The sequence below is a fragment of the Stenotrophomonas acidaminiphila genome (genome assembly GCA_002951995.1).
GTDB lineage: Bacteria > Pseudomonadota > Gammaproteobacteria > Xanthomonadales > Xanthomonadaceae > Stenotrophomonas > Stenotrophomonas acidaminiphila_A.
This window is the reverse complement of record CP019797.1, coordinates 1189601-1215938: the sequence shown is the minus strand read 5'-3', so window position 1 is coordinate 1215938 and position 26338 is coordinate 1189601. Positions and strand designations below refer to the sequence as shown.

The following is a 26338-nucleotide window of genomic DNA, read 5'->3' as shown; positions in this document are numbered from 1 at the left end:
CACTCCAATCGGGAGCCGCCATCATCGCCGAGCCGTGCGGCGCCGCCAACGGTGGCCCGCCCGGCGGCGACGCGATGGCGGGTGCCGGGTTCGGCCGCACCGGCACAAGCGCCGCCACCGGCGCCTGCGCGGCTCAGCGGAACGGCAGCCCGCCCTTGCCGCCCATCGCGCCGAGCATGCCCTTCATGTTGCGCAGCATGCCCTTCATGCCGCCGCCGGACAGCTTGCCCATCATCTTTTCCATCTGCATGTACTGCTTCATCAGCTTGTTGACGTCGGCCGGCTGGGTACCGGAGCCGCGGGCGATGCGGGCGCGGCGCGAGCCGTTGAGCAGGCCCGGGTTGCGCCGCTCCTTCTTGGTCATCGAGTTGATGATGGCGATCATGCGCGGCACTTCCTTGCTCTGCTGCACCTGCTGCTTGAGGTGCTCGGGGATCTGCCCCAGCCCCGGCAGCTTGTCCATCAGCCCGCCGATGCCGCCCATGTTCTGCATCTGTTCGAGCTGGTCGCGCATGTCGTTGAGGTCGAACTTCTTGCCCTTGGCGACCTTCTCGGCCAGCTTCTGCGCCTTGTCCTTGTCGACCTGCTGCTCGACCTGCTCCACCAGCGACAGCACGTCGCCCATGTCCAGGATGCGGCTGGCCACGCGCTCGGGGTGGAACACGTCCAGGCCGTCGACCTTTTCGCCGGTGCCGGTGAACTTGATCGGCTTGCCGGTGATGTAGCGCACGCTCAGCGCGGCGCCACCGCGGGCGTCGCCGTCGGTCTTGGTCAGCACCACGCCGGTCAGCGGCAGCGCCTCGCCGAACGCCTTGGCGGTGTTGGCCGCGTCCTGGCCGGTCATCGAATCGACCACGAACAGGGTTTCGGCCGGGTTGACCGCCGCGTGCAGGGCCTTGATCTCGGCCATCATCGCTTCGTCGATGGCCAGGCGGCCGGCGGTGTCGACCAGCAGCACGTCGACGAACGACTTGCGGGCGTCGTCGATGGCCGCGCGCACGATGTCCACCGGCTTCTGTGCGGCCGACGACGGGAAGAACAGCACGCCGACCTGCTCGGCCAGCGTCTTCAGCTGCTCGATCGCGGCCGGGCGGTAGACGTCGGCCGAGACCACCATCACCTTCTTCTTGCGCTTTTCCTTCAGGTGCTTGGCGAGCTTTCCGACCGTGGTGGTCTTGCCCGCGCCCTGCAGGCCGGCCATCAGGATGATCGCCGGCGCCGGCACGTTGAGGTTCAGGTCGGTGGCCTGCGAGCCCATCACCGCGGTGAGTTCGTCGCGCACGACCTTGATCAGCGCCTGGCCCGGGGTCAGCGACTTGAGCACCTCCTGGCCGACCGCGCGCATCTTGATCTTCTCGATCAGCGCCTGCACCACCGGCAGCGCGACATCGGCCTCCAGCAGCGCGATGCGCACCTCGCGGGTCGCCTCGCGGATGTTCTCCTCGGTCAGGCGGCCACGGCCGCGCAGGCGCTCGATGGTGCCGGAAAGGCGCTGGGTCAGGGACTCGAACATGCGGTGCAACCTGCGGGAACGTTGGCAAAGAGGCCAAATTATAGCGGCCGCCGGCGCTTGCCGCCGCCCTGGCGCCGCGCGCATCGCCAGCGGCGGGCGCGTGTGCGAAACTGTGGCGATGACAATCGTTCTCATCGCGACCGCGCTCTACCTGCTGTCCACCGGCCTGCTCGTCCATGGCCTGGCCGCCGAACGCGCCAGCGGCTCGCGCAGCTGGCTGTGGCCGGCGTCCGCGGCGGTGGTGCTGCACGCCGGCTACCACCTGCTGGTGGCGATGCGCACCAGTGGCGGGCCGGACATGCATTTCTTCGCCGCGCTGTCGCTGGTGGCGCTGGGCATGGCCGCGCTCACCACCGTGATGGGCGCGCGCGGGCGCATGGCGGCGCTGGGGGTACTGGTGTTCCCGATGGCCGCGCTGTTGCTGCTGGCCTACCACGGCTATGGCCATGAACCGAGCCGGGTGCTGGGCTGGCGCCTGGCCACCCACGCCTGGCTGGCGCTGCTGGCCTACGCGACGCTGAGCATCGCCGCGCTGCTGGCGATCATGCTGTGGCTGCAGGAACGGGCGCTGCGCCGGCGTGATTTCCGGCCGTGGCTGCGCGCCCTGCCGCCGTTGAACGACCTGGAAACGCTGCTGTTCCGCACCATCACCGTCGGTTTCTGCCTGCTGACCCTGACCCTGGTCACCGGGGTGCTGTTCGTGGACGACCTGCTGGCGCAGAAACTGGTGCACAAGACCGTGCTCAGCGTGCTGTCGTGGCTGGTGTTCGGCACGCTGATGATCGGCCGCCGCCGGCATGGCTGGCGCGGGGTGAAGGCGGTGCACTGGACGCTGAGCGCGATGGTGCTGCTGTTGCTGGCCTTCTTCGGCAGCCAGTTCGTGATCGAACTGGTGTTCGGGCACGCGCGCTGACCCACGCCCCGGCGCCGCGCCGGCGACTCAGGGAAACGGCCGCACCAGCAGCGCGCGCAGGGATTGCCCGCGATCGGTGATCAGGTCTTCGGCCCGCCAGCAGCCATCGGCCTGGCGGCGCATCGCCAACCGCGCCAGGCGCGGCTCGCCCCATACCGCGAAACGCACTTCCACCGTCCCGGCCGCCGGCGACCGCGCCACCCACTGGTAGCCGGGTCCGGCATCCACTTCGCCATCCTGCCCGTCCAGCCATGGGTCATGGTCGAGCCGGCAGATGCCCTGCTCGCGCTGCTGGCAATCGCGCTCGGCCGCGATCAGCCGTGCGAACCCCGGGGCCAGCAGGGCATCGGGCGTGTCGAGGAAGCGCGCGGACGTCCCGGCCTGGAACAATGCCCGCGCCACCACCAGCGGGGCCGCGCAGGCGGGCGCGGCCTGCGCCACCGGCGCCAGCAGCAGCCCCAGCACCCCGACGCCGGTCATGCCCCGGGGAATACGCATCGATGCCCTGCCCCGGCGGCGCATCACTGATCCAGCGCGCGCCACTCAGGCCGCCTCGATCGCTTCGGCCAGGCGCTCGACCGCGATCACCTCCATGCCCTTCACCGACCCGGCCTTGGGCGCATTGGCACGGGGCACGATGGCGCGCTTGAAACCATGCGTGGCCGCCTCGCGCAGGCGCTCCTCGCCGTTGGGCACCGGCCGGATCTCGCCGGACAGGCCGACCTCGCCGAAGGCGATGGTCTTGTCCGCCAGCGGCTGGTCGCGCAGCGACGACAGCACCGCCAGCAGCACCGGCAGGTCGACCGCGGTCTCCTGCACGCGGATGCCGCCGACCACGTTGATGAACACGTCCTGGTCGCCGACCATCACCCCGCCATGGCGGTGCAGCACCGCCAGCAGCATCGCCAGCCGGTTCTGCTCCAGCCCCACCGCGACCCGGCGCGGGTTGGACAGCGGCGAGGAATCGACCAGCGCCTGGACCTCCACCAGCAGCGGCCGGGTGCCCTCGCGGGTGACCATCACGCAGCTGCCGGGCTGGCGGGTGCTGCCGCCGGACAGGAAGATCGCCGAGGGGTTGGGCACTTCCTTCAGGCCCTTCTCGCCCATGGCGAACACGCCCAGTTCGTTGACCGCGCCGAAGCGGTTCTTGAACGCGCGCAGCACGCGGAAGCGGCTGCCGCTTTCGCCCTCGAAATACAGCACCGCGTCGACCATGTGCTCCAGCACCCGCGGGCCGGCGATGCCGCCCTCCTTGGTGACATGGCCGACCAGGAACACCGCGGTGCCGGTCTCCTTGGCGAAGCGCACCAGCCGCGCGGCGCTCTCGCGCACCTGGCTGACCGAGCCGGGCGCGGCGGTGAGCGTCTCGGTCCACAGCGTCTGCACCGAGTCGGCAACGATCAGCTTCGGGCGCGCCGCGGCGGCATGCTGCAGGATCAGTTCGATGCCGGTCTCGGCCAATGCGTCCAGGCCGTCCAGCGGCAGGTCCAGGCGCACCGCGCGCCCGGCCACCTGCGCCAGCGATTCCTCGCCGGTCACGTACAGCACCGGCAGGGTGCCGGCCATCTTCGCCAGCGCCTGCAGCAACAGGGTCGACTTGCCGATGCCCGGGTCGCCGCCGACCAGCACCACCGCGCCCTCGACCAGGCCGCCGCCCAGTACCCGGTCGAACTCACCGATGCCGGTGGACACCCGCGCGTGCTCGCTCTGGCGCACGTCCTTGAGCGCGGTGATCTTGGGCGATTCGACCTTGCCGGCCCAGCCGCCACGACGCGCGGCCGGCGCCTTCACCGCGGCCGCGCTCTCCAGCACGACCTCGCCGAGCACGTTCCAGGCGCCGCATTCGGTGCACTGGCCCTGCCACTTGCTGTATTCGGCGCCGCATTCGCTGCAGACATAGGCGGTGCGGTTCTTCGCCATCGGGGGTCCTCGAGTGGATGCGCGCACAGGATACCCGCCGGCCGTCGCAGCCGATGCGACCGGCACGACTAAAGAAGCACGGCGGCATGCCGTTGTCTGGTGCATTCTTTGGCCACGAATCGGCGGACGCTGCGCGCATGGTTGGCACCTACAACCCGACCCTGGTGGTCATTTCGCTGCTGGTCGCCATCCTGGCTTCGTACACGGCCCTGGACATGGCCGGGCGCCTGGCCACGGCCAGCGGCCGCAGCCTGCATGGCTGGATGGCCGGCGGCGCCCTGGCCATGGGCCTGGGCATCTGGTCGATGCACTTCATCGCCATGCTGGCCTTCCACCTGCCGATCCCGGTCGGCTACGACCTGGCCATCACCCTGTATTCGATGGCCGCGTCGGTGGGCGCGTCGGCCTATGCCCTGTGGCTGGCGTCGCGGCCGCAGCTGCCGTGGCCGCGGCTGCTGGCCGGCGCCGTGCTGATGGGCAGCGGCATCGCCGCCATGCATTACCTGGGCATGGCGGCGATGCGCATGCAGCCGGGCATCGACTACGACCCGCTGTGGTTCAGCGCGTCGATCCTGGTCGCCATCGGCGCCTCGGGCGCGGCGCTGTGGATCGCCCTGCGCCTGCGCCGCGAAGGCCGCCACACGCGGCCGCTGCGGCTGGCCGCTTCGCTGGTGATGGGGCTGGCGATCGTCGGCATGCACTACACCGGGATGGCCGCTGCCGACTTCCCGCCCGGCAGCATCTGCGGCGCGGTGGTCGACGGCGGGCTGGAGACCCGCTGGCTGGCGGTGCTGGTGGTGGTCACCACCCTGGGCATCATCGGCATCACCCTGATCGCCTCGCTGTTCGACAAGCGCCTGCACCGGCGTACCGGGCGCCTGGCCGACTCGCTGGCGCGCGCCAACCAGGAACTGGTGGAGGCGGCGCTGCACGACCCGCTGACCCGGCTGCCCAACCGCATGCTGCTGCAGGACCGCATCGAGCAGGCGATCGAGAAGGCGCAGCGGCGCGGCACCGCGGTGGCGGTGGTGTTCTGCGACCTGGACGGGTTCAAGCTGGTCAACGATGCCTACGGCCACCAGTTCGGCGACCGCCTGCTGGTGCGCATGGCCGAGCGCGTGCGCGGGCTGCTGCGGCCGCAGGACACCCTGGCGCGGCTGGGCGGCGACGAGTTCGTCGTGGTGCTGGACGTGGAGACCACCGACGACGCAGTGGTGGTGGCCGAGCGCATCACCGCGGCCGTGGCTGAGCCGTTCGTGATCGAGGCGGCCGAACTGCAGCTCAGCGCGAGCCTCGGCATCGCCCTGTACCCGGACGATGCCACCAGCGAACGCGAACTGATGGCGCACGCCGACGCGGCGATGTACCACACCAAGCAGGCGGGCCGGAACGGCTACACGTTTTTCACCCCCGCCATGCAGGCCAGCGCCAGCCGCCGCCTGCGCCTGCTGCAGGACCTGCGCCGCGCGCTCGCCCGCGACGAACTGGTGCTGCATTACCAGCCCAAGTTCCCGGCCAGCGGCCACCCGGTGATCGGCGCCGAGGCGCTGCTGCGCTGGCAGCACCCCGAGCTGGGCCTGCTCGGCCCGGACACCTTCATCCCGATCGCCGAGCGCAGCGGGCTGATCCTGCCGATCGGCGACTGGGTGCTCGACCGCGCCTGCGCGCAGCTGCGCGCGTGGCACGATGCCGGCCACGGCGGCTGGTCGATGGCGGTGAACCTGTCGCCGCTGCAGTTCGCCTCGCCGGGGCTGGTGGAGACGGTGCGCGACACGCTCCAGCGCCATGCGCTGGCCCCCGGCCACCTGACCCTGGAGGTGACCGAGACCACGGCGATGAGGGACGTGGAGGACAGCCTGCAGCGGCTCAACACGCTGACCGCGATGGGCGTGAAGATCGCCATTGACGATTTCGGCACCGGCTATTCCAGCCTGCTGTACCTCAAGCGCATGCCGGCCACGGAGTTGAAGATCGACCGCGCCTTCGTGCGCGACCTGGAGCACAACACCGAGGACGCGGCCATCGTGTCCTCGATCGTCGCGCTGGGCCGCTCGCTGCAGCTGCAGGTGGTGGCCGAGGGCGTGGAGACCGAGGCCCAGCGCGATTTCCTCGACCAGCTGGGCTGCGACCTGCTGCAGGGTTACCACCTCGGCCGGCCGATGGACCCGGAGACGTTCCTGCGCCAGGCCGGCTGAGCGCGCGGGGCGTCCACGGCGCGGGCCCGGCGCCGCGGCCCGCCTTCCACGCACGCCCGGGTCGGGGTGCCGCCCCGCGAGCCGCACAGGCCGCGAACGGCTGCCGCACTGCGCGCGCAGCGCGGCGCGGGCGTCCGCCACCCGGCAAAGGAAAAGGCCGCCCCGGGGGCGGCCTTTTCGATCACGACGTCGTCAGGCGTCAGTGCATCATGTGGTAATTCATGTTCCACATGACCCACAGCGTGCCGGCGACGATGATGCCGATCACCACCACGGTGAACAGGCCGGCGTTGACGTTCCAGCGCGCGGCCGAGGAGCGGTCCAGGTGCAGGAAGAACACCAGGTGGACCAGCAGCTGCAGCAGGCCGGAGACCAGGATCACCATCGCCGTGGCGAAGGTCGAGGACAGGCCGCCGCTCATCACCACCCAGAACGGGATGATGGTCAGGATGGCCGCCAGCACGAAGCCGATCAGGTAGGACTTGACGCTGCCGTGGCTCTCGCCGCCGGCACCGTGGGCGTGGTTGTCATGTGCGGACATCAGAGGGCTCCCGACAGGTAGACGACAGAGAACACGCCGATCCAGACCAGGTCCAGGAAGTGCCAGAACAGGCTCAGGCACGCCATGCGGGTCTTGTTGGTCTGGGTCAGGCCGTTGCGCTTGAGCTGGATGAACATCACCAGCAGCCACAGCAGGCCGGCGCTGACGTGCAGGCCGTGGGTACCGACCAGGGCGAAGAACGCCGACAGGAAGGCGCTGTGGTCCGGGCCGTAGCCCTGGTGCACCAGGTGGTTGAACTCCCAGATCTCCATGGCCATGAAGCCGGCACCCAGCAGCCAGGTGATGACCAGCCAGGTGAACATCAGGCCGACCTTCTTCTGGTGCATGGCGATCATGCCCAGGCCGAAGGTCAGCGACGAGATCAGCAGCAGCGCGGTCTCGCCGGCCACGAACTTCAGGTCGAACAGCTCCTTGGCGCCCGGGCCGCCGTTGGTACCGCCGGCCAGCACCACGTAGGTGACGAACAGCGAGGCGAAGATGAGCAGGTCGCTCATCAGGTACACCCAGAAACCGAAGATGGTCTTCTCGCCGGTGTCGTGGTGGTGCTCGTGGTCGTGGCCATGGTCCGCCGCGTGCGCGGCGTGGCCATGGTTCAGCGTGTGGGCGGTCGTGCTCATGCCTTCACCTCGGTCTTCACCAGCCCCTGCGCTTCCAGGTGGCGGCGATGTTCGTTTTCGATGCGTTCCACTTCGGCGGCCGGCACCCAGTAATCCACGTCGTTGTCGAACGTGCGGTAGATGAAGGTGCCGATCATGCCGACCAGGCCGACGATGGCCAGCCACCAGATGTGCCAGATCATCGCGAAGCCGAACACCAGGCTGAAGGCGCCGATCACCACGCCGGTGCCGGTGTTGCGCGGCATGTGGATGTCGCTGTAGCGGGCCGGCTTCGGCCAGGCTTCGCCACGCTGCTTGCGCTCCCAGAAGTCATCCAGTTCCTCGCCCTTGGGCAGCACGGCGAAGTTATAGAACTGCACCGGCGAAGCGGTTTCCCACTCCAGCGTGCGCGCATCCCACGGGTCGCCGGTCAGGTCCACGTTCTTCTTGCGGTCGCGGATGGACACGATGATCTGGATGACCTGGCACAGGATGCCGGCGCCGATGATGAACGCACCGATCGCGGCGACCACGAAGTACGGCTGGTAGTCGGCGTTCGGATAGCTCTGCAGGCGGCGGGTGACGCCCATGAAGCCCAGCACGTACAGCGGCATGAAGGCCACGTAGAAGCCGATGAACCAGCACCAGAACGCACGCTTGCCCCAGGTCTCGTCCAGCTTGAAGCCGAACATCTTCGGGAACCAGTAGGTGATGCCGGCGAACATGCCGAACACCACGCCGCCGATGATCACGTTGTGGAAGTGGGCGATCAGGAACAGCGAGTTGTGCAGCACGAAGTCGATGGCCGGGATCGCCAGCATCACGCCGGTCATGCCGCCGATGACGAAGGTGACCATGAAGCCGATGGTCCACAGCACCGGCGAGGTGAAGTGCACGCGGCCGCGGTACATCGTGAACAGCCAGTTGAAGATCTTCACGCCGGTCGGGATCGAGATGATCATCGTCGTGATGCCGAAGAAGGCATTGACGTTGGCGCCCGAACCCATGGTGAAGAAGTGGTGCAGCCACACGATGAACGACAGCACGCCGATGCAGGCGGTGGCGTAGACCATGCCCTTGTAGCCGAACAGGGTCTTGCGCGAGAAGGTGGCGATGACTTCGGAGAACACGCCGAACGCCGGCAGCACCAGGATGTAGACCTCGGGGTGGCCCCAGATCCAGATCAGGTTGATGTACAGCATGGCGTTGCCGCCACCGTCGTTGGTGAAGAAGTGCATGCCCAGGTAGCGGTCCAGGGTCAGCAGCACCAGGGTGACGGTCAGCACCGGGAACGCGGCGATGATCAGCACGTTGGTCACCAGCGCGGTCCAGCTGAACACCGGCATGTGCATCAGCTTCATGCCCGGGGTGCGCATCTTGAGGATGGTGATGAAGAAGTTGATGCCGCTCAGCGTGGTACCCAGGCCGGAGACCTGCAGGCCCCAGATGTAGTAATCCACGCCGACGCCGGGACTGTATTCCTTGCCCGACAGGGGCGGGAACGCCAGCCAGCCGGTCTGCGCGAACTCACCCACGCCCAGCGAGATCATCACCAGGCCCGCGCCGGCCACGAACAGCCAGAAGCTGAGCGAGTTCAGGAACGGGAAGGCGACGTCGCGCGCGCCGATCTGCAGCGGCACGACCAGGTTCATCAGGCCGGTGATCAGCGGCATCGCCACGAAGAAGATCATGATCACGCCGTGGGCGGTGAAGATCTGGTCGTAGTGATGCGGTGGCAGGTAGCCCTCGGCGCCGCCGGCGGCGACGGCCTGCTGCAGGCGCATCATGATCGCGTCGGCGAAGCCGCGCAACATCATGATGAAGGCGACGATCAGGTACATCGCGCCGATCTTCTTGTGGTCCACCGAGGTGAACCACTCGTTCCACAGGTAGCCCCACAGCCTGGCGCGGGTGATCAGGCCCAGCACCAGCAGGCCGATCAGCCCGGCGGCACCGAGCGTGACCATGATGATCGGCTCGTGGTACGGGACCGCTTCGATAGTCAGTTTGCCCAGCATTGTCATTCTCCCGAGGCGCCGTGCCCGGCGTGGGCGGCGTGCTCGTCAGCGTTGTGTCCAGCGGCATCGGCAGCGTTCGGCCGGCTGTCGCCCGCGTCGTGGCCCTCGTGGCCCTCGTGCGCAGCGGCGTCATGCGGCGCGGCCGCAGGGTCGTGCTTCTTCATGCCGAAGTGGTGGTTGTCGCCCATGTGGCGGGCCAGGATCCAGTCGAACAGGCCGGCTTCGGTGCGGCCGTAATAGGTCACCGGATACCAGTCATGGTTCTTCTCGGCGCCCAGGTCGGTGAACGCGGCCTTGTCCAGCAGCCTGTCGCTGGCGCGGACCTTGTCCAGCCAGGCGCGGTACTGCTCCTCGCTCACCGCATGCGCGGTGAAATGCATCTTGTTGAAGCCCGAGCCGCTGTAATGCGAGGCCATGCCCTCGAACGCACCGGCCTCGTTGGCGATCAGGTGCAGCTTGGTCTGCATGCCCGCCATCGAGTAGACCATGCTGCCCAGGCTGGGGATGAAGAACGCGCTCATCACCGTGTCGGAGGTGATCTTCAGGTTCAGCGGCGCATCGACCGGGAAGGTCAGCTCGTTGACCACGGCCACCTTCTCTTCCGGGTAGACGAACAGCCACTTCCAGTCCATCGAGATCGCCTCGACCACCACCGGGGCGCGCTCGGATTCGATCGGCCGGTACGGGTCCAGCGCATGCGAGGACCGCCAGGTCAGCACCGCCAGCACCAGCACGATCATGCACGGGATCGACCACACCACCACTTCGATGGCGGTGGAATGCGACCACTTGGGCTCGTAGCGGGCCTTGGTGTTGGACGCGCGGTACTTCCACGCGAACGCCAGGGTCATCACGATCACGGGGACGACGACCAGCAGCATCAGCACCGTGGCGGTGATCAGCAGGGTCTTCTCGTCCTGGCCGATCTGGCCTTTGGGGTTGAGGATGGCCGCGTCGCAGCCCGCCAGCAGCGCGGACAGGACAAGCAGCATGCCCGGACGCAGGCTGCGTCCAAGTGATTTCAACGGAATCATCGGTCGATCCAATTGCGAGGGGGGCCTGGTCCGGCACTCCCTTGCACGCTTGCGCGAAACGACCACCCGGTGAAGGACCACCGGGGAAAACGTATACGGGACTGCCGGATTCAGCGCGGCAATTCTAGGCTTCGCCCATCACTTTAGAAAGGCATTGACAATGATCCAGCGCAGCTGGAGCCCGATTCAGCATGCGACATGTTGTCGCACCCGCGCGCAGGGCGCGGATTCATGCCGCCTCCCGGTGGCCGGCGCCGGCCACCGGGGGGCTTGCAGGGTCAGAAGCGGTAGCCGACGCCCAGCATGACGCCGTTCACGGTCTGGCCGTCGCGGCGCTCGCCGACGTAGTCGAACATCACCGACAGGCGTTCGCTGGCGCGGCTGCTGACGCCCAGGTTCCACGACAGCAGCTGCTCGCCCACGGCCTGGCTGGCCGCACCGAAGGTCAGGTCCGGCGCCGCGGCGAAGGCGGAGGTGAAGCGGGCCTGCGAATCGCCCAGCTCCTGCTGCCACAGCACCCGCGCGTGCGGGGTGATGCGCTCGCCGTTGCTGCCGTGGAAGCTCTTGAACAGCTGCAGGCCGGCGCCGACGCGCAGGCTCTCCAGGCTGCCGCTGCGGCCGCTCAGCGCGCCCACGGCCTGGCCTTCGTTGAAGCGGGCGTTGGACAGGCGGGTGTAGTCGACCACCGGCAGCAGCGGCTGCACCACGGTGCCGCCGGCGGTGGTGAACGACAGCCCGTGCTCCACGCGCGCCGACAGCGCGTCGCTGTCGTACTTGGCGCGCAGCGGGGCGTCCAGGCCGGCGATGCCGGCAATGCCGCGACGGGTGTCGTGGCGCAGGTCGGTATAGCGCACCGAGGCGGTCACGTAGCCCTTGGCATAGGCCGCGTCCAGGTAGCCGCCGATGTCCAGGGCACGCACGTCGCCGTGGAAATCCGAACCATCGCGGCCCTTGGCCGACATGTCGGCCGCGGCCACGCTCACGCCCAGCGCCACCTTGTCGTCGGCCACCCGGGTGTCGGCGCCGACCACGATGCCGCCGATGTTCTGCTTCATCCCGGCAACGTCGCCCTGCGCCTTGATCCGGCCCTGGGTGCTGAAGCCGCGGCCCCAGATGCCGACGCCACGGCGGTTGTCGCCGCTCTGCATGCCACCCTCGCCTTCGCCATTGGCGGCCGGCTCGACCAGGTGCATGGCCAGCTGGCTGAACAGGCTGCTGCTGCCCATGCCCGGCTGCGCCGACGCCGCCTGCGCCGCACGCGCGGCCAGGCCATCGGCATCGCCACCGTTGCTGCGCATGTCGAACTGGTGGCGCTGGATGACGTTGCCGATGCTGTCGACCAGCGCGGCGTCGGCCAGCTGCAGGGTGGCGTGCGCGTCGCCGCGCAGCGCACCGGCCTGCTGCCGGATCACGTCGCGGTCGGAGAACTGCAGCGCGCCCAGCAGCGGCTTCATGCCGGCGCGACCGCTGTTGGCGGCCGCGGCCAGCGCGCGGCCCAGGCCATCGCCGGACTGGGTGTTGGCGAACAACCCGGTCTGCTCGAAGCCGGTGTTGGCGGTCAGCCACAGGCCATCGGCGCTCTGGTGCACGTTGAAGCTCAGCAGCGAGTTGGCGCGCGGGCGGAACACCTCGCCGTCGACGATGCTGGCGCTGTAGGCGTCATCGCCCAGGCGCGCGACCTGCTGGAAGCCCTTGTAGGCCCCGGCCATGTAGATCGGGCCGTCGATCAGCTCGCGGGTGTAGTCGGCGCCATAGAAGCCCTCGGCCACGTTCAGCGCCAGCTGTGCGCCCGGCGCCACGACCAGCGCGCCCTCGTTCATGCCACCGTCGAAGAACCCGCCCACGCGCAGGCGGCCCGCGGCCGCGCCGCCGGCCTCGGTCACGTCGAAGGCCACCAGCGAGCCCGGCTGGATGTTGACGTAGCCATGGGTGGTGAGGTCGCCGCCACGCGGCATCAGCAGGCCATTGACGACCACGCGGCTGAAGCCGTCCTCGCGCCACGACGGCCCGGTGATGCCGAGCATGGCGTCCGAGTCGATGGTCGCCGAGCCGATGTCGCCATGGCCGACCAGCGCGCCGGCGCGCTGCACGCGCAGCTCGGTGGTGCGCAGGGCACCGCCCTCCAGTGCGATCGTGCCGTTCTCCACGCGCATCAGGTCGGCGCCGGTGGTGGCCGCGGTCCGCCATACCGCACCGTTGCCGATGCTGATCACACCGGCCGAGTCGGCCAGGGCCGAGGCATCGAGCTGGTCAAGCCGCAGCTTGGAGCCCAGCAGCGCCTGGATCCCCGGATCGCTCAGGTAATCCTGGAGCGAGAACTGGCCGATGCCGTTGGGGCCGTTCTGCGCCAGGTTGTAGAGCGTGACGGCCAGGTTGATGTAGGTGGTGCCGTAATCGGCGTCGGTCCAGCGGGCGAAATCGTCGTCCACCAGCGCCTGCAGCAGCCGGCCGGTACGCAGGTAGCCGGGATTGATGTCGCCGGTCACGTTGGACGTCACCCGCAGGGTGTCGCCCGGGTTGCGGTAGTCGGCCGAGGTCATGATGTTGTTGTTGAACATGTCCTGGCCGGGGAAGGTCTCTTCCGCGCGGCCGGTACCGTCCGGATCGAAGCTGACCGAGTCGCCGTTGGTGCGCGCCGGGTCGGCGAACACCAGCAGACCGTTGGGCTGGGTCACCTCGAACAGCGCCTTGTACAGCAGCCCCTCGTCCATGCCGCCGCCGTAGTTGCCGGTGTAGATGCCGAACATGCGCGGCGACGGGCCGTAGGTCACGCGGCCGCCGGAGCTGGCGGCGTGGATCTGCACCGAGTCCACTTCGGTCGGCAGGTCGCCGGCCATGTAACGCTCGACGCCACCGGACTGCATGATCGAGCAGGAAGAGATGCAGCGGCCGGAAACGATGGTGTTCAGGCCGGCGGTGCGGATCACCGCCTGCAGCCATTCGCCGCTGATCAGCGCGCCGCCGTTGGACGTGCGCAGCACCACCTCGCGGAACGGCCGCCCTTCGGCCTCGGCCTTGGCCAGCATCGCCGGCAGCGCCACGATGTCGGCCAGGGTGACGTCGCCGCTCAGGAAGATGCGGTCACCGTTGACGTGGACCGTCATCGCGCTCGCGTCGCCGGCCACACCGACAGCGGCGGTGGCCAGCAGTCCGGACAGCGCCATACTCAATACCGATCGTTTCATTCGCACTTCTCTCTCCATGGTTGCAGCGGTATTCCCGCTCATCCCGCGCCTGCGGGACCCCAGCAGAACGCGACGAGGCACCCATCACCCCCAGTCGCCCGGTCCGCCGGACATGAACACATTCATCAAGGCGCCCGGAATTCCCCCGGGGCTGCCCACCGGCGCCGTGCTGCGTACACTCTCCGCCATCTTCCGCATCGGATCCCCCCGACTGTCCGCTTCCCGTGCCCCGGTCGATGGCGCCGCCCCCGCCGGCGATGGCTTCGCGCTGTTCCTGCGCGAACAGCGCGAGCCGCTGCGCGCCTTCCTGCGCGCGCGCGGCGCCGGCGAGGAAGACGCCGAGGACATCGTGCAGGACTGCATGGAGCGGCTGATCCGTTACCGCGGGCATCCACACACGGAGTTGAAGCTGCTGCTGTACCGGATCGCGCGCAACCGCCTGGCCGACCGTGGCCGCTCGCCGCTCGCCGCGCCACACCTGCCACTGGCCGAACAGGACCTGCCGACCGAGGCGCCGTTCGCCACGCCGGGGCCGCTGCGCCAGGCCGAATCCGGGCAGATGCTCAATGCGCTGCGCCAGGCGCTGCTGAAACTGCCCGAGCGCTGCCGCGAGGTCTACCTGCTCAACCGCATCACCGGCATGAGCTACAGCCAGATCGCCCGCCACCGCGGCATCACCGCCAAGACCGTGGAAAAGCATGTCGCGCGGGCCCTGCAGGGGCTGCGCCGGGAACTGGGTGCCGACGCGTTCGGCATGGGCGGGGATGAATGAGCGGGCGCGATGCAGCGGCCGGCGACGCGCTGTTCGCGCGCGCCGCGGCCTGGGTGGCACGGCTGGATGCCGCCGACTGCACGCGCGCCGAACGCGCGGCGTTCGAGGAGTGGCTGGCGGCCGATCCGGCGCGCGTACACGCCTGGGCCGAGGCCGAACGGCTGCACGCGCGCGCGGCCACGCTGCGCGATGACCCCTGGCTGCGCGCCGGCGCGCGCGCCGTGGTCCGGCGCCCTCTCTACCGGCGCCCGCTGTTCGGGCTGGCCGCGGCCGCGGCGCTGTGCCTGGCGGTGGGAACCGCCTGGGTACTGGCCACCGACGGCAGCCCCACCCCGCACACCTACGTCAACAGCGGCCTGGCCCCGCAACGCCAGGTGCTCGGCGACGGCAGCGTCGTGGTGCTCGATGCCCGCACCACCCTGACCGCCCGGTTCGGCTGGCGCAGGCGCGGCATCGAACTGCAGCAGGGCCGGATGCAACTGCAGGTGGCGGCGTCGTCCCGACCGATGCGGGTGCAGGCGGGCAACAGCGTGCTGCGCGATATCGGCACCACCTTCCAGGTCGAGCTGCTGGACGATGGACGCATCGACATCGCCCTGCTCGACGGCGCGCTGGAGGTCGACAGCCACGGCACCCAGGGCATGCACGCAGCGCTGCGCCCGGGGCAGCAGCTGCGGGTGCTGCGCTCGGGCCGGATCGAGCCGGCCCGCGCGCTTGTGCAGCCACAGGCCGAGGCCTGGCCGCAGGGCCGGCTGCTGTTCGACGCCACGCCGTTGCCGGTGGTGATCGCGCGGATGAACCGCTACACCACCACGCCACTTGTCATTGGCGATCCGGCACTGGCGCCGCTGGCCGTGAGCGGCAGCTTCGCCGCCGGCGACCAGGCCGCGCTGCTGTCCGCGCTGGAACTGGGCTGGTCGGTCACCGCGCGCGCGCGCGCCGACGGTGCGCTCGAGCTGCGCGGCGAGCGCTGAACCGCGCAATGGGTACGCTGATCGACCGTCTGCGCCCGACCCTGTTGTGCCTGGCGCTGCTGGCCGTGTCGCCGGCCATGGCCGCGCCGGCGGGCGAGAAGGTGGAGTACCGGGTCGCGCGCGGTCCATTGGTGCAGGCCCTGCGCGAATGGTCGCGACAGGGCGACACCCCGCTGCTGTTCGACGCCCGCGAACTGGCCGGCCTGGACAGCGCCGGCGTCGAGGGCACGCTGCCGCCGGTGGCCGCACTGGAACACCTGCTGCAGGGACTGCCGGTCAGGCTGGCGCGCTCGCCGGCGGGCATCTTCACCGTACGCCGCCAGCAGGCAGCGCGCCGCCCCGTCCGCAAACCCACCGCTGCGCCTGCGGCGGTGGCCGCGCCAGTGGTGACGGCGCCGGAGGTCGAGCTGGCGCCGCTGCACGTCACCGGCAGCCGCCTGCCGCGCACCTCGCTGCAGACCACGATGAACGTGGAGGTGATCGAGCGCGACGACATTCGACGCAGTGGCTACGGCTCGCTGTTCGACCTGCTGCGCCACCTGCCCGGCATGAACGGGCGGCCGCCGGTGGAGGGCGCGCGCGATGGCGATTCGCCCTACCTGCCCGGCGGCGCCGCGGCGGCCACCAGCCTGGACGGGATGGGGCCGCGCGCCACCCTGTTCCTGGTCAACGGCAGGCGCCTGCCGCGCTACCCCATGGTGTCGCTGCAGCAGGGCGCCCTCACCGACCTGGGCGGCCTGCCGCTGAGCTTCGTCGAACGCATCGAACTGGTGCGCGGCGGCGCCTCGGCCATCTACGGCGCCGATGCCATGGCCGGCGTGGTCAACATCGTGCTGCGCGACCACGCCGATGGCCCGGAGGCCATGCTGCAGACCGGCACCAGCAACCAGGGCGACGGCGCCCAGTACCGGGTGCAGGCCGCCACCGGCAATGGCGCTGCCGGCGATGACTGGTTCCTCGGCATCGACCTGCAACGGGCCGACCATGTCGCCGGCGACCGCCGTGGCTGGCACCGCGAACGGCAGCGCTATCCGATCGGCCTGCTGACCCGCGACGGGTATTACCTGCCGGCCTACCTGTGCCCGTCGGGCATGCGCGAGGACAGCGGCTGCTGGTACGACAGTTCGCGCCCGCGCTCGCTGCAGCCCGCCGCCTCCACCGCCGCCGCCTACGGCCATTGGCGGCACGACGCGGGCAACGGCCTGCACGCCCATGCCGAACTGCGCGCCAGCCTTGCCCGCCAGCGCTACGAACTGGGGCCGACGGCGGCGGCGCTGCGCCTGGCCGACGGCAGCCTGATCAACCATGTGTTCCAGGAAGGCGGCAGCGTGCGCCCGGCGGTCCGCAGCCTCGAACTGGACCTTGCCGCCGGCATCGGCCGCGACCGCGGCGATGGCGGCTGGGAAGCCGGGCTGGGCCGGCAGCGCAGCGAAACCACGCTCTCGACCGAGGGCGCGGTGCGCACCGCGCGGTTGTTCGATGCCGTGGCGGACGGCTACATCCCGGGCTTCACCGCGCTGGACCCGGCACTGCGCGCGCAGTTGTTCCCGCGCAGCCGCAACCGCGGCCGCACCGACCAGTGGCTGGCGTGGTGGGGCGTGCGCCACGCCCTGGGCACGCTGGCAGGCGGTACCGCGCAACTGGCGACGGGCATCGACCTGCGGCACGAAACCTGGACCTCGCGCCCGGACCGGCTGCTCGAGGACGGCGAACTGGCGCTGGGCCTGCCCACCGACCGCCGGCGCCTTTCCAGCCAGAGCAACGCCGGCTACGTCGAACTGGGCCTGCCGCTGGCCGAGCCACTGCGCCTGGACCTGGCCGCACGGCTGGACCACGACGCCGGCGAATTCTCGTTCTCGCCGCGCGCCGGGCTGCGCTGGAACCCCTCGCCGGCGTGGTCGCTGCTGTTCTCGGGCGGCCGCGGCTACCGCGCGCCGAGCCTGTTCGAACGACGCCGCCCACCGGGCTACTTCGGCGCCGAAGCCGTGCCGTGGTCGCCCACGCTGCCAGCCTGCGCGCACCCCGTCGATGGCGCCTGCCTGGTGGACGTGCAGGTGGTGGAAAACACCGGCGTGCGCGCCGAAACCTCGCGCAACCAGAGCCTGGGCGCCATCTGGAGCCCAACGCCCGCACTCAGCCTGTCGCTCACCCACAACCGCGTCGAACTGCGCAACGAGATCCTGGCGCTGCGCCCGGCCGATGCCGGCTGGAACGCGGATACCTGGCTGCTCGACGAGCGCGGCCGGTTGCAGTCGCTGCGCCTGTATTTCGACAACATCGGGCGCACCGTGTCGCGCAACTGGGTGCTGCACGGCGACTACCTGCGCAGCTCCGCCGCCGGCCAGTGGCGACTGTCGCTGGACGCGGTCCACCAGCAGACGCTGCGCCGTCGCGAGCGCGCCGGCAACCGCTGGATCGACCTGCGTGGCCACGCCACCCCGGGCACGGCGGCCAATGCCTCGCTGCACTGGCAGGGCGCGCGCTGGGGCAGTGCGCTGCATGCGCGCTATGCCGGCAGCACCCGCGCCTGGCCGGCCGCAGGCAGCTGCCCGGCGGCGCAGCGCGGCAACGACCAGTGCAGCAACCCGGCGCAGCTGCGCTGGAACCTGCACCTGGATCGCCGCATCGGCACGCGCATGACCGCGGCGCTGGACGTCCTCAACCTGCTCGACACCCAGCCGGTGAACTACCTGCCCGGCAACGGCGGCCTGTCCGCCGGCCTGGACGATCCGCTGGGGCGCTATTTCCAGCTCACCCTGCAGTTCCACTGACCGCCACTGGCCGGCATGCGCGGCAAAACAAAAGGCCAGGCGCGGACGCCTGGCCTCTGGTTCGATGCTGGTGCCGGAAACAGGAGTCGAACCTGCGACCTACGCATTACGAATGCGCCGCTCTACCAACTGAGCTATTCCGGCGGAGCCGCGAATTGTAGGGGCTGGCCGGCGATGTGGTCAATCGACCAGGCGCAGGCGCAGTTCCTTGGGCAGCGCGAACACCATCGACTCCGGCTCGCCGGCCAGCTCGGCGACGCCGCCGGCACCGAGTTCGCGCAGGCGCTCGATCACGCCATCGACCAGCACCTGCGGCGCCGAGGCGCCGGCGGTCAGGCCGATGCGCTGCTTGCCGGCCACCCACTGCGGGTCGATCTCGTGCGCGCCATCGATCAGGTACGACTCCACGCCCTCGCGGCGGGCCAGTTCGGCCAGGCGGTTGGAGTTGGAACTGTTCGGCGAACCGACCACCAGCACCAGGTCGCACTGCTGCGCCAGTTCGCGCACCGCGTCCTGGCGGTTCTGCGTGGCGTAGCAGATGTCGTCGTTCTTCGGCCCCTGGATGGCGGGGAACTTGGCCCGCAGCGCGGCGATCACGCTGCGGGTGTCGTCCACCGACAGCGTGGTCTGGGTGGTGTAGGCAAGGTTCTCGGGCTGGCCAACGACCAGCGCGGCCACGTCGTCCTCGTCTTCGACCAGGTAGATCGCACCGGCCCCGGCTTCATTGCGCCACTGCCCCATCGTGCCCTCGACTTCGGGATGGCCCTCGTGGCCGATCAGCACCACGTCGCGGCCGGCGCGGCAATGCCGCGCGACCTCGAAATGCACCTTGGTCACCAGCGGGCAGGTCGCGTCGAACACCTTGAGCCCGCGCCGGTCGGCCTCGTCGCGCACCGCCTGCGACACGCCGTGCGCACTGAAGATCACCGTGTTGCCGTCCGGCACCTCGTGCAGCTCCTCGACGAAGATCGCGCCGCGCTGCTTCAGGTCGTCGACCACGAAGCGGTTGTGCACGACTTCGTGACGCACGTAGATGGGGGCGCCCAGCGTCTCGATCGCGCGCTTGACGATCTCGATGGCGCGGTCGACGCCGGCGCAGAAGCCGCGGGGGTTGGCAAGCAATACGTCCATGCGGCGATTCTAACGGCGGCAACGGGAAACAAGGGGAACCGGAGCGAAACCGCGCCGCGTCATTGCCCGCTCCCGGCGCCCTGTTCGCGCTTCTTCCCGTCGAACAGCCCGGACAGGGCGATGCCGATGGCGCCGGCCACGATCGCCGAATCGGCGATGTTGAACGACGGCCAGTAGTGGTCGCCGACATACCACTGGATGAAGTCCACCACGTGGCCGTGGAGCTGGCGGTCGATGACGTTGCCGATGGCACCGCCGATCACCAGCGCGTACGGCAGCGCCGCGCGCCAGTTGCCGCGCGCGGTGCGCGACAGCCAGAACGCCATCAGGCCACTGATGGCCACCGCCAGCGCGGTGAAGAACCACAGCTGCCAGCCGCCGGCGTCGCTGAGGAAGCTGAATGCCGCGCCGGTGTTGTAGGTGCGGTACCAGTTCCAGAAGCCTTCGATCACCGGCACCGGCGTGAATTCGGGCAGGCTGGCCAGCACCCAGGCCTTGCTCCACTGGTCCAGGCCGATGACCGCTGCCGACACCAGCAGCCAGATCAATGCGTTGGGTTTGACAGCCTTTGCTTGCATGTAATGCGCCTGTAGTGGAGTGGCATGGGACGGAGGCGGCGCCATCGCGCGGCCTCCGTCCCGGGTAACGCGCGGATCAGAACCAGCGGCGGTCTTCACCGGCACCGTCGATGTTGCCGACGCAGCGGCCGCACAGCTCCGGGTGGTCGGCGTTGGCGCCGACGTCGCCGCGATAGTGCCAGCAGCGCACGCACTTGGCCTTCTCGGTCGGCTGGGCGCTGACGAACACCTCGTCGGTGGTCGCCGGGCGCACGCTCACGTCGCCGCTGATGAACAGGAAACGCAGTTCATCGGCCAGCGGCTGCCAGCGCACCGCCTGCTCCTGGCTGGCGGCCACGGTGATCTCGGCCTCCAGCGCGGCACCGATGGCGCCATTGGCGCGCATCGGCTCCAGTACCTTGGCCACCTGCTCGCGCAGCGCCAGCAACTGCTCGAAGTCGGCGGCCGACAGCTGCGCGTCGGCCGGCAGCGGCGCCAGGCCGTCGTACCAGGTGGTGAACAGCACGTTGCCGGCATGCTCGCCCGGCAGGTAGCCCCACAGCTCGTCGGCGGTGAAGGTCAGGATCGGCGCGACCCAGCGCACGAACGCTTCGGCGATGCGGTACATCGCGCTCTGCGCCGAACGGCGCCCGCGCGAATCGGCCGGCATCGTGTACAGGCGGTCCTTGGTCACGTCCAGGTACAGCGAGCCCAGGTCCACGCTGCAGAAATTCAGCAGCAGCTGCACGATCTCGGCCATGTTGTAGCTGGCGTAGGCGGCCTTGATCTTCTCCTGCAGCTCGAATGCGCGGTGCACGATCCAGCGGTCCAGCGCCACCATGTCCTCGAGCGGGCGCAGGTGCCGCGACGGATCGAAGCCGTCCAGGTTGCCGAGCAGGAAGCGCGCGGTGTTGCGCAGGCGCCGGTAGGCGTCGGCATTGCGCTTGAGGATCTCCTGCGACAGCGACATCTCGTTGCTGTAGTCGGCCGAGGCGATCCACAGGCGCAGGATGTCCGCGCCCAGCGTGCGCATGATTTCCTGCGGCTCGATGCCGTTGCCCAGCGACTTGGACATCTTGCGGCCGTGCTCGTCCACGGTGAAACCATGGGTCAGGCACTGCCTGTACGGCGCCGCCTTGTCGATGGCCACGCCGGTCAGCAGCGAGGACTGGAACCAGCCGCGGTGCTGGTCCGAGCCTTCCAGGTACAGGTCGGCCGGCTTGCCGAAACCGCGCGCCAGCAGCACCCCTTCATGGGTGACGCCCGAGTCGAACCAGACATCGAGGATGTCGGTGACCTTCTCGTACTGCGCGGCCTCGTCGCCGAGCAGCTCGGCCGGATCCAGCGAGTACCACACGTCGATGCCGCCGTCCTGCACGCGGTCGGCCACCTGCTGCATCAGTTCGACCGTGCGCGGGTGCGGCTGCCCGGTCTCGCGGTGGGTGAACAGCGCGATCGGCACGCCCCAGGTGCGCTGGCGGCTGATGCACCAGTCCGGGCGGCCATCGACCATGCTGGCGATGCGCGCCTTGCCCCAGCCCGGGAACCAGCCGACGTTGTCGATCGCGGCCATGGCATCGGCGCGCAGCCCGGCCTTGTCCATCGAGATGAACCACTGCGGGGTGGCACGGAACACCACCGGCGTCTTGTGGCGCCAGCAGTGCGGGTAGCTGTGCTGGATCTCGGCGAAGGCCAGCAGCGCGCCGTTGCCGCGTAGCACGTCGACGATCAGCGGCTGCGCCTTCCACAGGTGCACGCCGGCCAGTTCGACGTCGCCGGCCGGCGGCGTGGACGGCAGGTAGACGCCACGGCCATCGACCGGGTTGATCTGGGCGGCGGTGTACGCATCCATCACCCCGTACTGCTGGCTGACCGCGAAGTCCTCCTGGCCGTGGCCGGGCGCGGTGTGCACCGCACCGGTACCGTCGGTATCGGAGACATGTTCGCCGTTGAGCAGCGGCAGGTCGCGCCCGGCGTAGAACGGGTGGGCCAGCAGCTGGTTCTCCAGCGCCGCGCCCTTGGCATGGCCGTGCACGACCACCTCGGCCACGCCGTAGCGGGCCAGCGAACGCTCGGCCAGCGCCGCGGCCAGCACCAGCCAGCGCGGCCGGCCGTCGTGGGCCGGGCCTTCGACCAGCGCGTACTCGATGTCCGCGCCCAGCGACACCGCCAGCGAGGCCGGCAGGGTCCACGGGGTGGTGGTCCAGATCGGCACCGCCACCTCCACCCCGGCCGGCAGCGTGACGCCGAAACGGGCGGCCAGCTGCTGCGGATCGCGCGCGGTGTAGGCCACGTCGATCGCCGGCGAGGTCTTGTCCTGGTATTCGATCTCGGCCTCGGCCAGCGCCGAGCCGCAGTCGAAGCACCAGTGCACCGGCTTGGCGCCGCGCACCAGGTGGCCGTTGGCGACGATCTTGGCCAGCGCGCGGATCTCGTTGGCCTCGAAATCGAAGCTCAGCGTCTTGTACGGGTTGTCCCAGTCGCCGATCACGCCCAGGCGCTTGAAGTCGGCGCGCTGCAGGTTGATCTGCTCCTCGGCGTACTCGCGGCACTTCTGCCGGAACTGCCCGGCATCGAGCTTGGTGCCGACCTTGCCCCACTTCTTCTCGACCGCGATCTCGATCGGCAGGCCATGGCAGTCCCAGCCCGGCACGTAGGGCGCGTCGTAGCCGTCCAGGTAGCGCGACTTGACGATGATGTCCTTGAGGATCTTGTTGACCGCGTGGCCCAGGTGGATCTGGCCGTTGGCGTACGGCGGGCCGTCGTGCAGCACGAACAGCGGCCGGCCCTTGGCGTTCTCGCGCAGCTGCGCGTAGATGCCCTGCTCTTCCCAACGCGCCAGGATGCCCGGCTCGCGCTTGGGCAGGTCGCCGCGCATCGGGAATTCCGTCGCCGGCAGGTGGAGGGTAGCTTTGTAGTCTTGGGTCACGGGTACTTACCCTTGCGCGGCGGTTATTGAAGAGTCCGCACAGGGATGTGCGGGCTGTTGGGGGACTCGCATTTCCGGCGTCCGCACAGGGATGTGCGGGCTGTTGCGAGGGACTCGAATATTCGTTGAGGAGGGTGCGCGCCTGTTCGGCATCGCGGTGCATCTGCGCGGTCAACGCCGGCAGATCGTTGAACTTCTCTTCGTCACGCAGCTTGGCGACGAACTCGACCTCGATGTGGCGGCCGTACAGGTCGCCCTGGAAATCGAACAGATGGGCTTCCAGCAGCGGCTCCACGCCCTGCACGGTCGGGCGCGTGCCGAAGCTCGACACCGACGGCCACGGTTGCTCGAAGACGCCGTGCACCCAGGTAGCGTAGATCCCTGAAAGTGCGGGCGTCCGCGGGAAACGCAAGTTGGCGGTCGGGAAGCCCAGGGTGCGTCCGAGCTGCTGCCCGCGCACCACCCGGCCGCCGATCGTGTACGGGCGGCCCAGCAGGTCGGCGGCCTGCCCGAATTCACCGGCCACCAGCAGTTCGCGGATGCGGGTGCTGGAAATGCGCTCGCCGTTCAGGTGCACCGGCGCGATCTCGCCGGCGGCGAAGCCCAGCTCGGCGCCCATGGCCTGCAGCAGCGCCAGGTCGCCGCCGCGGCGATGGCCGAAGTGGAACTTCGGGCCGATCCAGACCTCGCGTGCGCCCAGCCGACGCACCAGCATGCCGCGCACGAAATCCTCGGCGGTGATGGCCGCCATCTTCGCGTCGAAGCGCAGCAGGCCGACGCTGTCGATGCCCAGCCCGCGCAGCGTGGCCACCTTGTCGCGGGCCAGCATCAGCCGCGGCGGCGGGGTGTCGCGGGCGAAGAACTCGCGCGGCAACGGCTCGAAGGCCAGCGCCACCGCCGGCACGCCGAGCGCGCGCGCGCGCTCGACCGCGTGGCGCACCAGCACCCGGTGGCCCCTGTGCAGGCCATCGAAGGCACCGATGCAGACCACGCTTCCCTGCGGGAACAACACCCCGCCCTCGACGTCTCTAAACAGCCTGCTCATTCAAACCCGGATCCGGCCCTGGCGGGCCGGCGCTTTGCCATGTGTAGCCGGGAAGTATAGCGGCGGCGCGGGCACGGCCGCCTCACTGCCCGCGCAGGTCGCGCGGGCGGAAGCCCATGGCGAGCATCGCCAGCAGGTAGGTCAGGCCGCCGCCGCCCACCAGCAGCGCCAGGCTGCCGATGCGCTGCCACTTGTCCATGCCGCCGAAGCCGGGCAGCCAGTACAGCAGCCCCAGCAGCACCGCGCTCATGGCCGCGCAGGCCACGACCAGCCGCAGCACGTAGCCGCCCCAGCCCGGGCGGCGCTGGTAAACCCCGGTCCTGCCCAGCCAGTACCACAGCAGTGCCAGGTTCAGGTAGCTGGACAATGCGCTGGCGATGCCCAGCGCCAGGTGCAGGCCCGGTTGCGCCGCCAGCGCCGCCATCACGCCCTGCGCCTTGAGTGCCTCGGGCACCATCACCTGGTACAGCACCGCCAGCAGGACGAAGTTGAACACCATGTTGGCCACCAGCGCGGCCACGCCGGCGCGCACCGGGGTCCTGGTGTCCTGGCGCGAATAGAACGCCGGCAGCACCACCTTCAGCAGCGCGAACGCCGGCAGGCCGAAGCTCAGCCCGTAGACCGACAGCGCGGTCATGCGGGTATCGAAATCGGTGAATTCGCGGTACTGGAACAGGGTGGCGATCAGCGGCTGGGCCAGCAGCAGCAGGCCGAGCATGGACGGCACCGCGATCAGCAGGGTCATGCGCAGGCCCCAGTCCAGCGCGTTGGAGAAGCCCTCGCCATCGGTCTTGACGTGGTGCCGGGCCAGCGCCGGCAGGATCACCGTGCCCAGCGCCACCCGAACACCCCCAGCGGCAGCTCCAGGAAACGGTCGGCCAGCGACAGCCAGGACTGCGAACCGTCGCTGAGCCGGGCCGCGATCACCGTGTCCAGCATCAGGTTGATCTGCGCCACCGACGAGCCGAACAGGGTCGGCACCATCAGGGTCAGTACCTTGCGCACGTCGGGATGGTTCCAGCCCCAACGCGGCAGGGTCAGCAGGTTGATGCCCTTCAGCGACGGCAGCTGGAACAGCAGCTGCAGCACGCCGGCCACCAGCACCGCCCAGCCCAGGGCCAGGATCGGCACCTCCAGCCGCGGCGCCAGCCACAGCGCGCCGGCGATCATGCACAGGTTGAGGATCACCGGGGTCAGCGCCGGCATCGCGAACTTCTGGAAGCTGTTCAGCGCCCCGCCGGCCAGCGCGGTCAGCGACACGAACAGCAGGAACGGGAAGGTCAGCCGCAGCAGGTCCACCAGCAGGCCGTACTTGACCGGGTCGGCGGCGTCGGCATCGGCGAACAGCCAGGCGATCTGCGGGGTGAAGATCAGGCCCAGCGCGGTCAGCACCAGCAGCACCCCGCCCAGGGTGCCGGACACCCGCGCCATCAGTTCGCGCAGGTCGGCGTGCGGACGGGTCTCCTTCACTTCGGTGAACACCGGCACGAAGGCGGTAGCGAACGAACCCTCGGCAAACAGCCGGCGCAGGAAGTTGGGCACGCGGAACGCCACCCAGAACGCGTCGGTGGTGGCATTGGCACCGAAGGTGATGGAAATCGCCTGGTCGCGGACCAGGCCCAGCACCCGCGAGATCATCGTCATGCTGCTGAACGACAGCAGCCCCCGCAACATGCGCGGTGAACTCACCCACGGCCCCCTTGACAACTTGACTTGACGTTCATTCGGCCAACCATCATACTTGCGTGCTTGCTGTTCCCACCATACCGATTTTCAGGAAACCACCACCGTGGCCAATATCAAGTCCGCCAAGAAGCGCGCCAAGCAGACCGTTGTGCGCAACGCGCGTAACACGGCTCAGCGTTCGATGCTGCGCACCGCCGTCAAGAAGGTGATCAAGGCTCTGGATGCCAATGACGCCGCCGGCGCCGAGGCTGCCTTTGCTGTCGCCCAGCCGATCCTCGACCGTTTCAGCGCCCGTGGCCTGATCCACAAGAACAAGGCCGCCCGTCACAAGAGCCGCCTGACCGCCCGCATCAAGGCCCTCAAGGCCGCCTGATCGGCGCGATCACCGGGAGCCGCCCGGCTCCCGACGCGAAAAGCCCGGCTCCGGCCGGGTTTTTTGTGTCCGCCATCCAGGGCGGACACCCTTCGGGCCATCGACAGGCGATGTCGGAAACCGCTCCAGGCAGCTTCCCTGTGCCTGCCTTCCATCGCCGACAC

At 69.6% G+C, this 26338-nt stretch carries 17 protein-coding genes, 1 tRNA gene and 2 pseudogenes; 6 read left to right on the top strand and 14 right to left on the bottom strand.

Annotated elements, in window-relative coordinates; genetic code table 11:
• Positions 1-133: 133 nt before the first annotated feature.
• The gene (locus tag B1L07_05305; protein AUZ54618.1) at positions 134-1513 is read right to left on the bottom strand and encodes a signal recognition particle protein; all 1380 of its coding nucleotides are present in this window, start codon (positions 1511-1513) and stop codon (positions 134-136) included.
• A 118-nt stretch (positions 1514-1631) separates the two neighbouring features.
• Between B1L07_05305 and B1L07_05300 the strand changes: the two genes are divergently transcribed.
• Positions 1632-2426: a hypothetical protein gene (locus B1L07_05300; protein ID AUZ54617.1), complete on the top strand. Its 795-nt coding sequence runs from the start codon at positions 1632-1634 to the stop codon at positions 2424-2426.
• Between the two features lie 27 nt (positions 2427-2453).
• Here B1L07_05300 and B1L07_05295 read toward each other — a convergent pair whose 3' ends face one another.
• Positions 2454-2906, bottom strand: a complete 453-nt coding sequence (locus tag B1L07_05295; protein AUZ54616.1) for a hypothetical protein — start codon at positions 2904-2906, stop codon at positions 2454-2456.
• A gap of 63 nt (positions 2907-2969) precedes the next feature.
• Positions 2970-4346, bottom strand: coding sequence for a DNA repair protein RadA (locus B1L07_05290; protein AUZ54615.1), 1377 nt, complete (start codon positions 4344-4346; stop codon positions 2970-2972).
• A gap of 137 nt (positions 4347-4483) precedes the next feature.
• On the opposite strand from B1L07_05290, the gene B1L07_05285 reads away from it, so the two are divergent.
• Positions 4484-6541 carry a hypothetical protein gene (locus B1L07_05285; protein AUZ54614.1) on the top strand — a complete coding sequence of 686 codons (2058 nt, stop codon included), beginning with the start codon at positions 4484-4486 and terminating at the stop codon, positions 6539-6541.
• Between the two features lie 199 nt (positions 6542-6740).
• On the opposite strand, the gene B1L07_05280 is transcribed toward B1L07_05285, so the two are convergent.
• The 5 genes from B1L07_05280 to B1L07_05260 form a co-directional block, all read right to left on the bottom strand.
• Positions 6741-7082, bottom strand: coding sequence for a cytochrome o ubiquinol oxidase subunit IV (locus B1L07_05280; protein ID AUZ54613.1), 342 nt, complete (start codon positions 7080-7082; stop codon positions 6741-6743).
• Positions 7082-7720: a cytochrome o ubiquinol oxidase subunit III gene (locus tag B1L07_05275; protein AUZ54612.1), complete on the bottom strand. Its 639-nt coding sequence runs from the start codon at positions 7718-7720 to the stop codon at positions 7082-7084. The genes B1L07_05280 and B1L07_05275 overlap by 1 nt, the downstream gene beginning before the upstream one ends.
• On the bottom strand, positions 7717-9717 hold the full coding sequence (locus B1L07_05270; protein ID AUZ54611.1) for a cytochrome o ubiquinol oxidase subunit I: 2001 nt from the start codon (positions 9715-9717) through the stop codon (positions 7717-7719). The genes B1L07_05275 and B1L07_05270 overlap by 4 nt, the downstream gene beginning before the upstream one ends.
• 2 nt (positions 9718-9719) lie before the next feature.
• Positions 9720-10751 carry a ubiquinol oxidase subunit II gene (locus B1L07_05265; GenBank protein ID AUZ54610.1) on the bottom strand — a complete coding sequence of 344 codons (1032 nt, stop codon included), beginning with the start codon at positions 10749-10751 and terminating at the stop codon, positions 9720-9722.
• Between the two features lie 278 nt (positions 10752-11029).
• Positions 11030-13936, bottom strand: a complete 2907-nt coding sequence (locus tag B1L07_05260) for an autotransporter outer membrane beta-barrel domain-containing protein (protein AUZ54609.1) — start codon at positions 13934-13936, stop codon at positions 11030-11032.
• A 274-nt stretch (positions 13937-14210) separates the two neighbouring features.
• Between B1L07_05260 and B1L07_05255 the strand changes: the two genes are divergently transcribed.
• From B1L07_05255 to B1L07_05245, 3 genes are read left to right on the top strand one after another with little or no spacing between them, the layout of a single operon-like run.
• A complete protein-coding gene (locus tag B1L07_05255; GenBank protein AUZ56466.1) occupies positions 14211-14708 on the top strand; it encodes an RNA polymerase subunit sigma-24 in 498 nt (165 codons plus the stop codon).
• Positions 14705-15682: a hypothetical protein gene (locus B1L07_05250; GenBank protein AUZ54608.1), complete on the top strand. Its 978-nt coding sequence runs from the start codon at positions 14705-14707 to the stop codon at positions 15680-15682. Before B1L07_05255 ends, B1L07_05250 begins: the two co-directional genes overlap by 4 nt.
• 8 nt (positions 15683-15690) lie before the next feature.
• Positions 15691-18453 carry a TonB-dependent receptor gene (locus tag B1L07_05245; protein AUZ54607.1) on the top strand — a complete coding sequence of 921 codons (2763 nt, stop codon included), beginning with the start codon at positions 15691-15693 and terminating at the stop codon, positions 18451-18453.
• 68 nt (positions 18454-18521) lie between these two features.
• Here B1L07_05245 and B1L07_05240 read toward each other — a convergent pair.
• From B1L07_05240 to B1L07_05215, 6 genes and pseudogenes are all read right to left on the bottom strand, one after another.
• Positions 18522-18597: transfer RNA gene (locus B1L07_05240), tRNA-Thr, on the bottom strand.
• Between the two features lie 36 nt (positions 18598-18633).
• Positions 18634-19584 carry a 4-hydroxy-3-methylbut-2-enyl diphosphate reductase gene (locus B1L07_05235; protein AUZ54606.1) on the bottom strand — a complete coding sequence of 317 codons (951 nt, stop codon included), beginning with the start codon at positions 19582-19584 and terminating at the stop codon, positions 18634-18636.
• A gap of 59 nt (positions 19585-19643) precedes the next feature.
• A complete protein-coding gene (locus B1L07_05230; GenBank protein ID AUZ54605.1) occupies positions 19644-20162 on the bottom strand; it encodes a signal peptidase II in 519 nt (172 codons plus the stop codon).
• A 76-nt stretch (positions 20163-20238) separates the two neighbouring features.
• Complete coding sequence (locus B1L07_05225) at positions 20239-23070, bottom strand: isoleucine--tRNA ligase (GenBank protein AUZ54604.1); 2832 nt, start codon at positions 23068-23070, stop codon at positions 20239-20241.
• A 91-nt stretch (positions 23071-23161) separates the two neighbouring features.
• Positions 23162-24115 (bottom strand): annotated as a pseudogene (locus B1L07_05220) (riboflavin biosynthesis protein RibF).
• A gap of 82 nt (positions 24116-24197) precedes the next feature.
• Positions 24198-25804, bottom strand: a pseudogene (locus B1L07_05215) (murein biosynthesis integral membrane protein MurJ).
• Positions 25805-25904: 100 nt separating this feature from the next.
• Between B1L07_05215 and B1L07_05210 the strand changes: the two are divergent.
• A complete protein-coding gene (locus B1L07_05210; GenBank protein ID AUZ54603.1) occupies positions 25905-26174 on the top strand; it encodes a 30S ribosomal protein S20 in 270 nt (89 codons plus the stop codon).
• Positions 26175-26338: the final 164 nt, after the last annotated feature.

Bases quoted from the DNA above. Each gene is read 5' to 3' on its own strand.
- B1L07_05235 (AUZ54606.1), bottom strand. From the start codon at position 19,584: ATGGACGTATTGCTTGCCAACCCCCGCGGCTTCTGCGCCGGCGTCGAC.
- B1L07_05230 (AUZ54605.1), bottom strand. From the start codon at position 20,162: ATGCAAGCAAAGGCTGTCAAACCCAACGCATTGATCTGGCTGCTGGTG.
- B1L07_05275 (AUZ54612.1), bottom strand. From the start codon at position 7,720: ATGAGCACGACCGCCCACACGCTGAACCATGGCCACGCCGCGCACGCG.
- B1L07_05250 (AUZ54608.1), top strand. From the start codon at position 14,705: ATGAGCGGGCGCGATGCAGCGGCCGGCGACGCGCTGTTCGCGCGCGCC.
- B1L07_05245 (AUZ54607.1), top strand. From the start codon at position 15,691: ATGGGTACGCTGATCGACCGTCTGCGCCCGACCCTGTTGTGCCTGGCG.
- B1L07_05270 (AUZ54611.1), bottom strand. From the start codon at position 9,717: ATGCTGGGCAAACTGACTATCGAAGCGGTCCCGTACCACGAGCCGATC.
- B1L07_05295 (AUZ54616.1), bottom strand. From the start codon at position 2,906: ATGACCGGCGTCGGGGTGCTGGGGCTGCTGCTGGCGCCGGTGGCGCAG.
- B1L07_05265 (AUZ54610.1), bottom strand. From the start codon at position 10,751: ATGATTCCGTTGAAATCACTTGGACGCAGCCTGCGTCCGGGCATGCTG.
- B1L07_05260 (AUZ54609.1), bottom strand. From the start codon at position 13,936: ATGAAACGATCGGTATTGAGTATGGCGCTGTCCGGACTGCTGGCCACC.
- B1L07_05305 (AUZ54618.1), bottom strand. From the start codon at position 1,513: ATGTTCGAGTCCCTGACCCAGCGCCTTTCCGGCACCATCGAGCGCCTG.
- B1L07_05300 (AUZ54617.1), top strand. From the start codon at position 1,632: ATGACAATCGTTCTCATCGCGACCGCGCTCTACCTGCTGTCCACCGGC.
- B1L07_05280 (AUZ54613.1), bottom strand. From the start codon at position 7,082: ATGTCCGCACATGACAACCACGCCCACGGTGCCGGCGGCGAGAGCCAC.
- B1L07_05290 (AUZ54615.1), bottom strand. From the start codon at position 4,346: ATGGCGAAGAACCGCACCGCCTATGTCTGCAGCGAATGCGGCGCCGAA.
- B1L07_05285 (AUZ54614.1), top strand. From the start codon at position 4,484: ATGGTTGGCACCTACAACCCGACCCTGGTGGTCATTTCGCTGCTGGTC.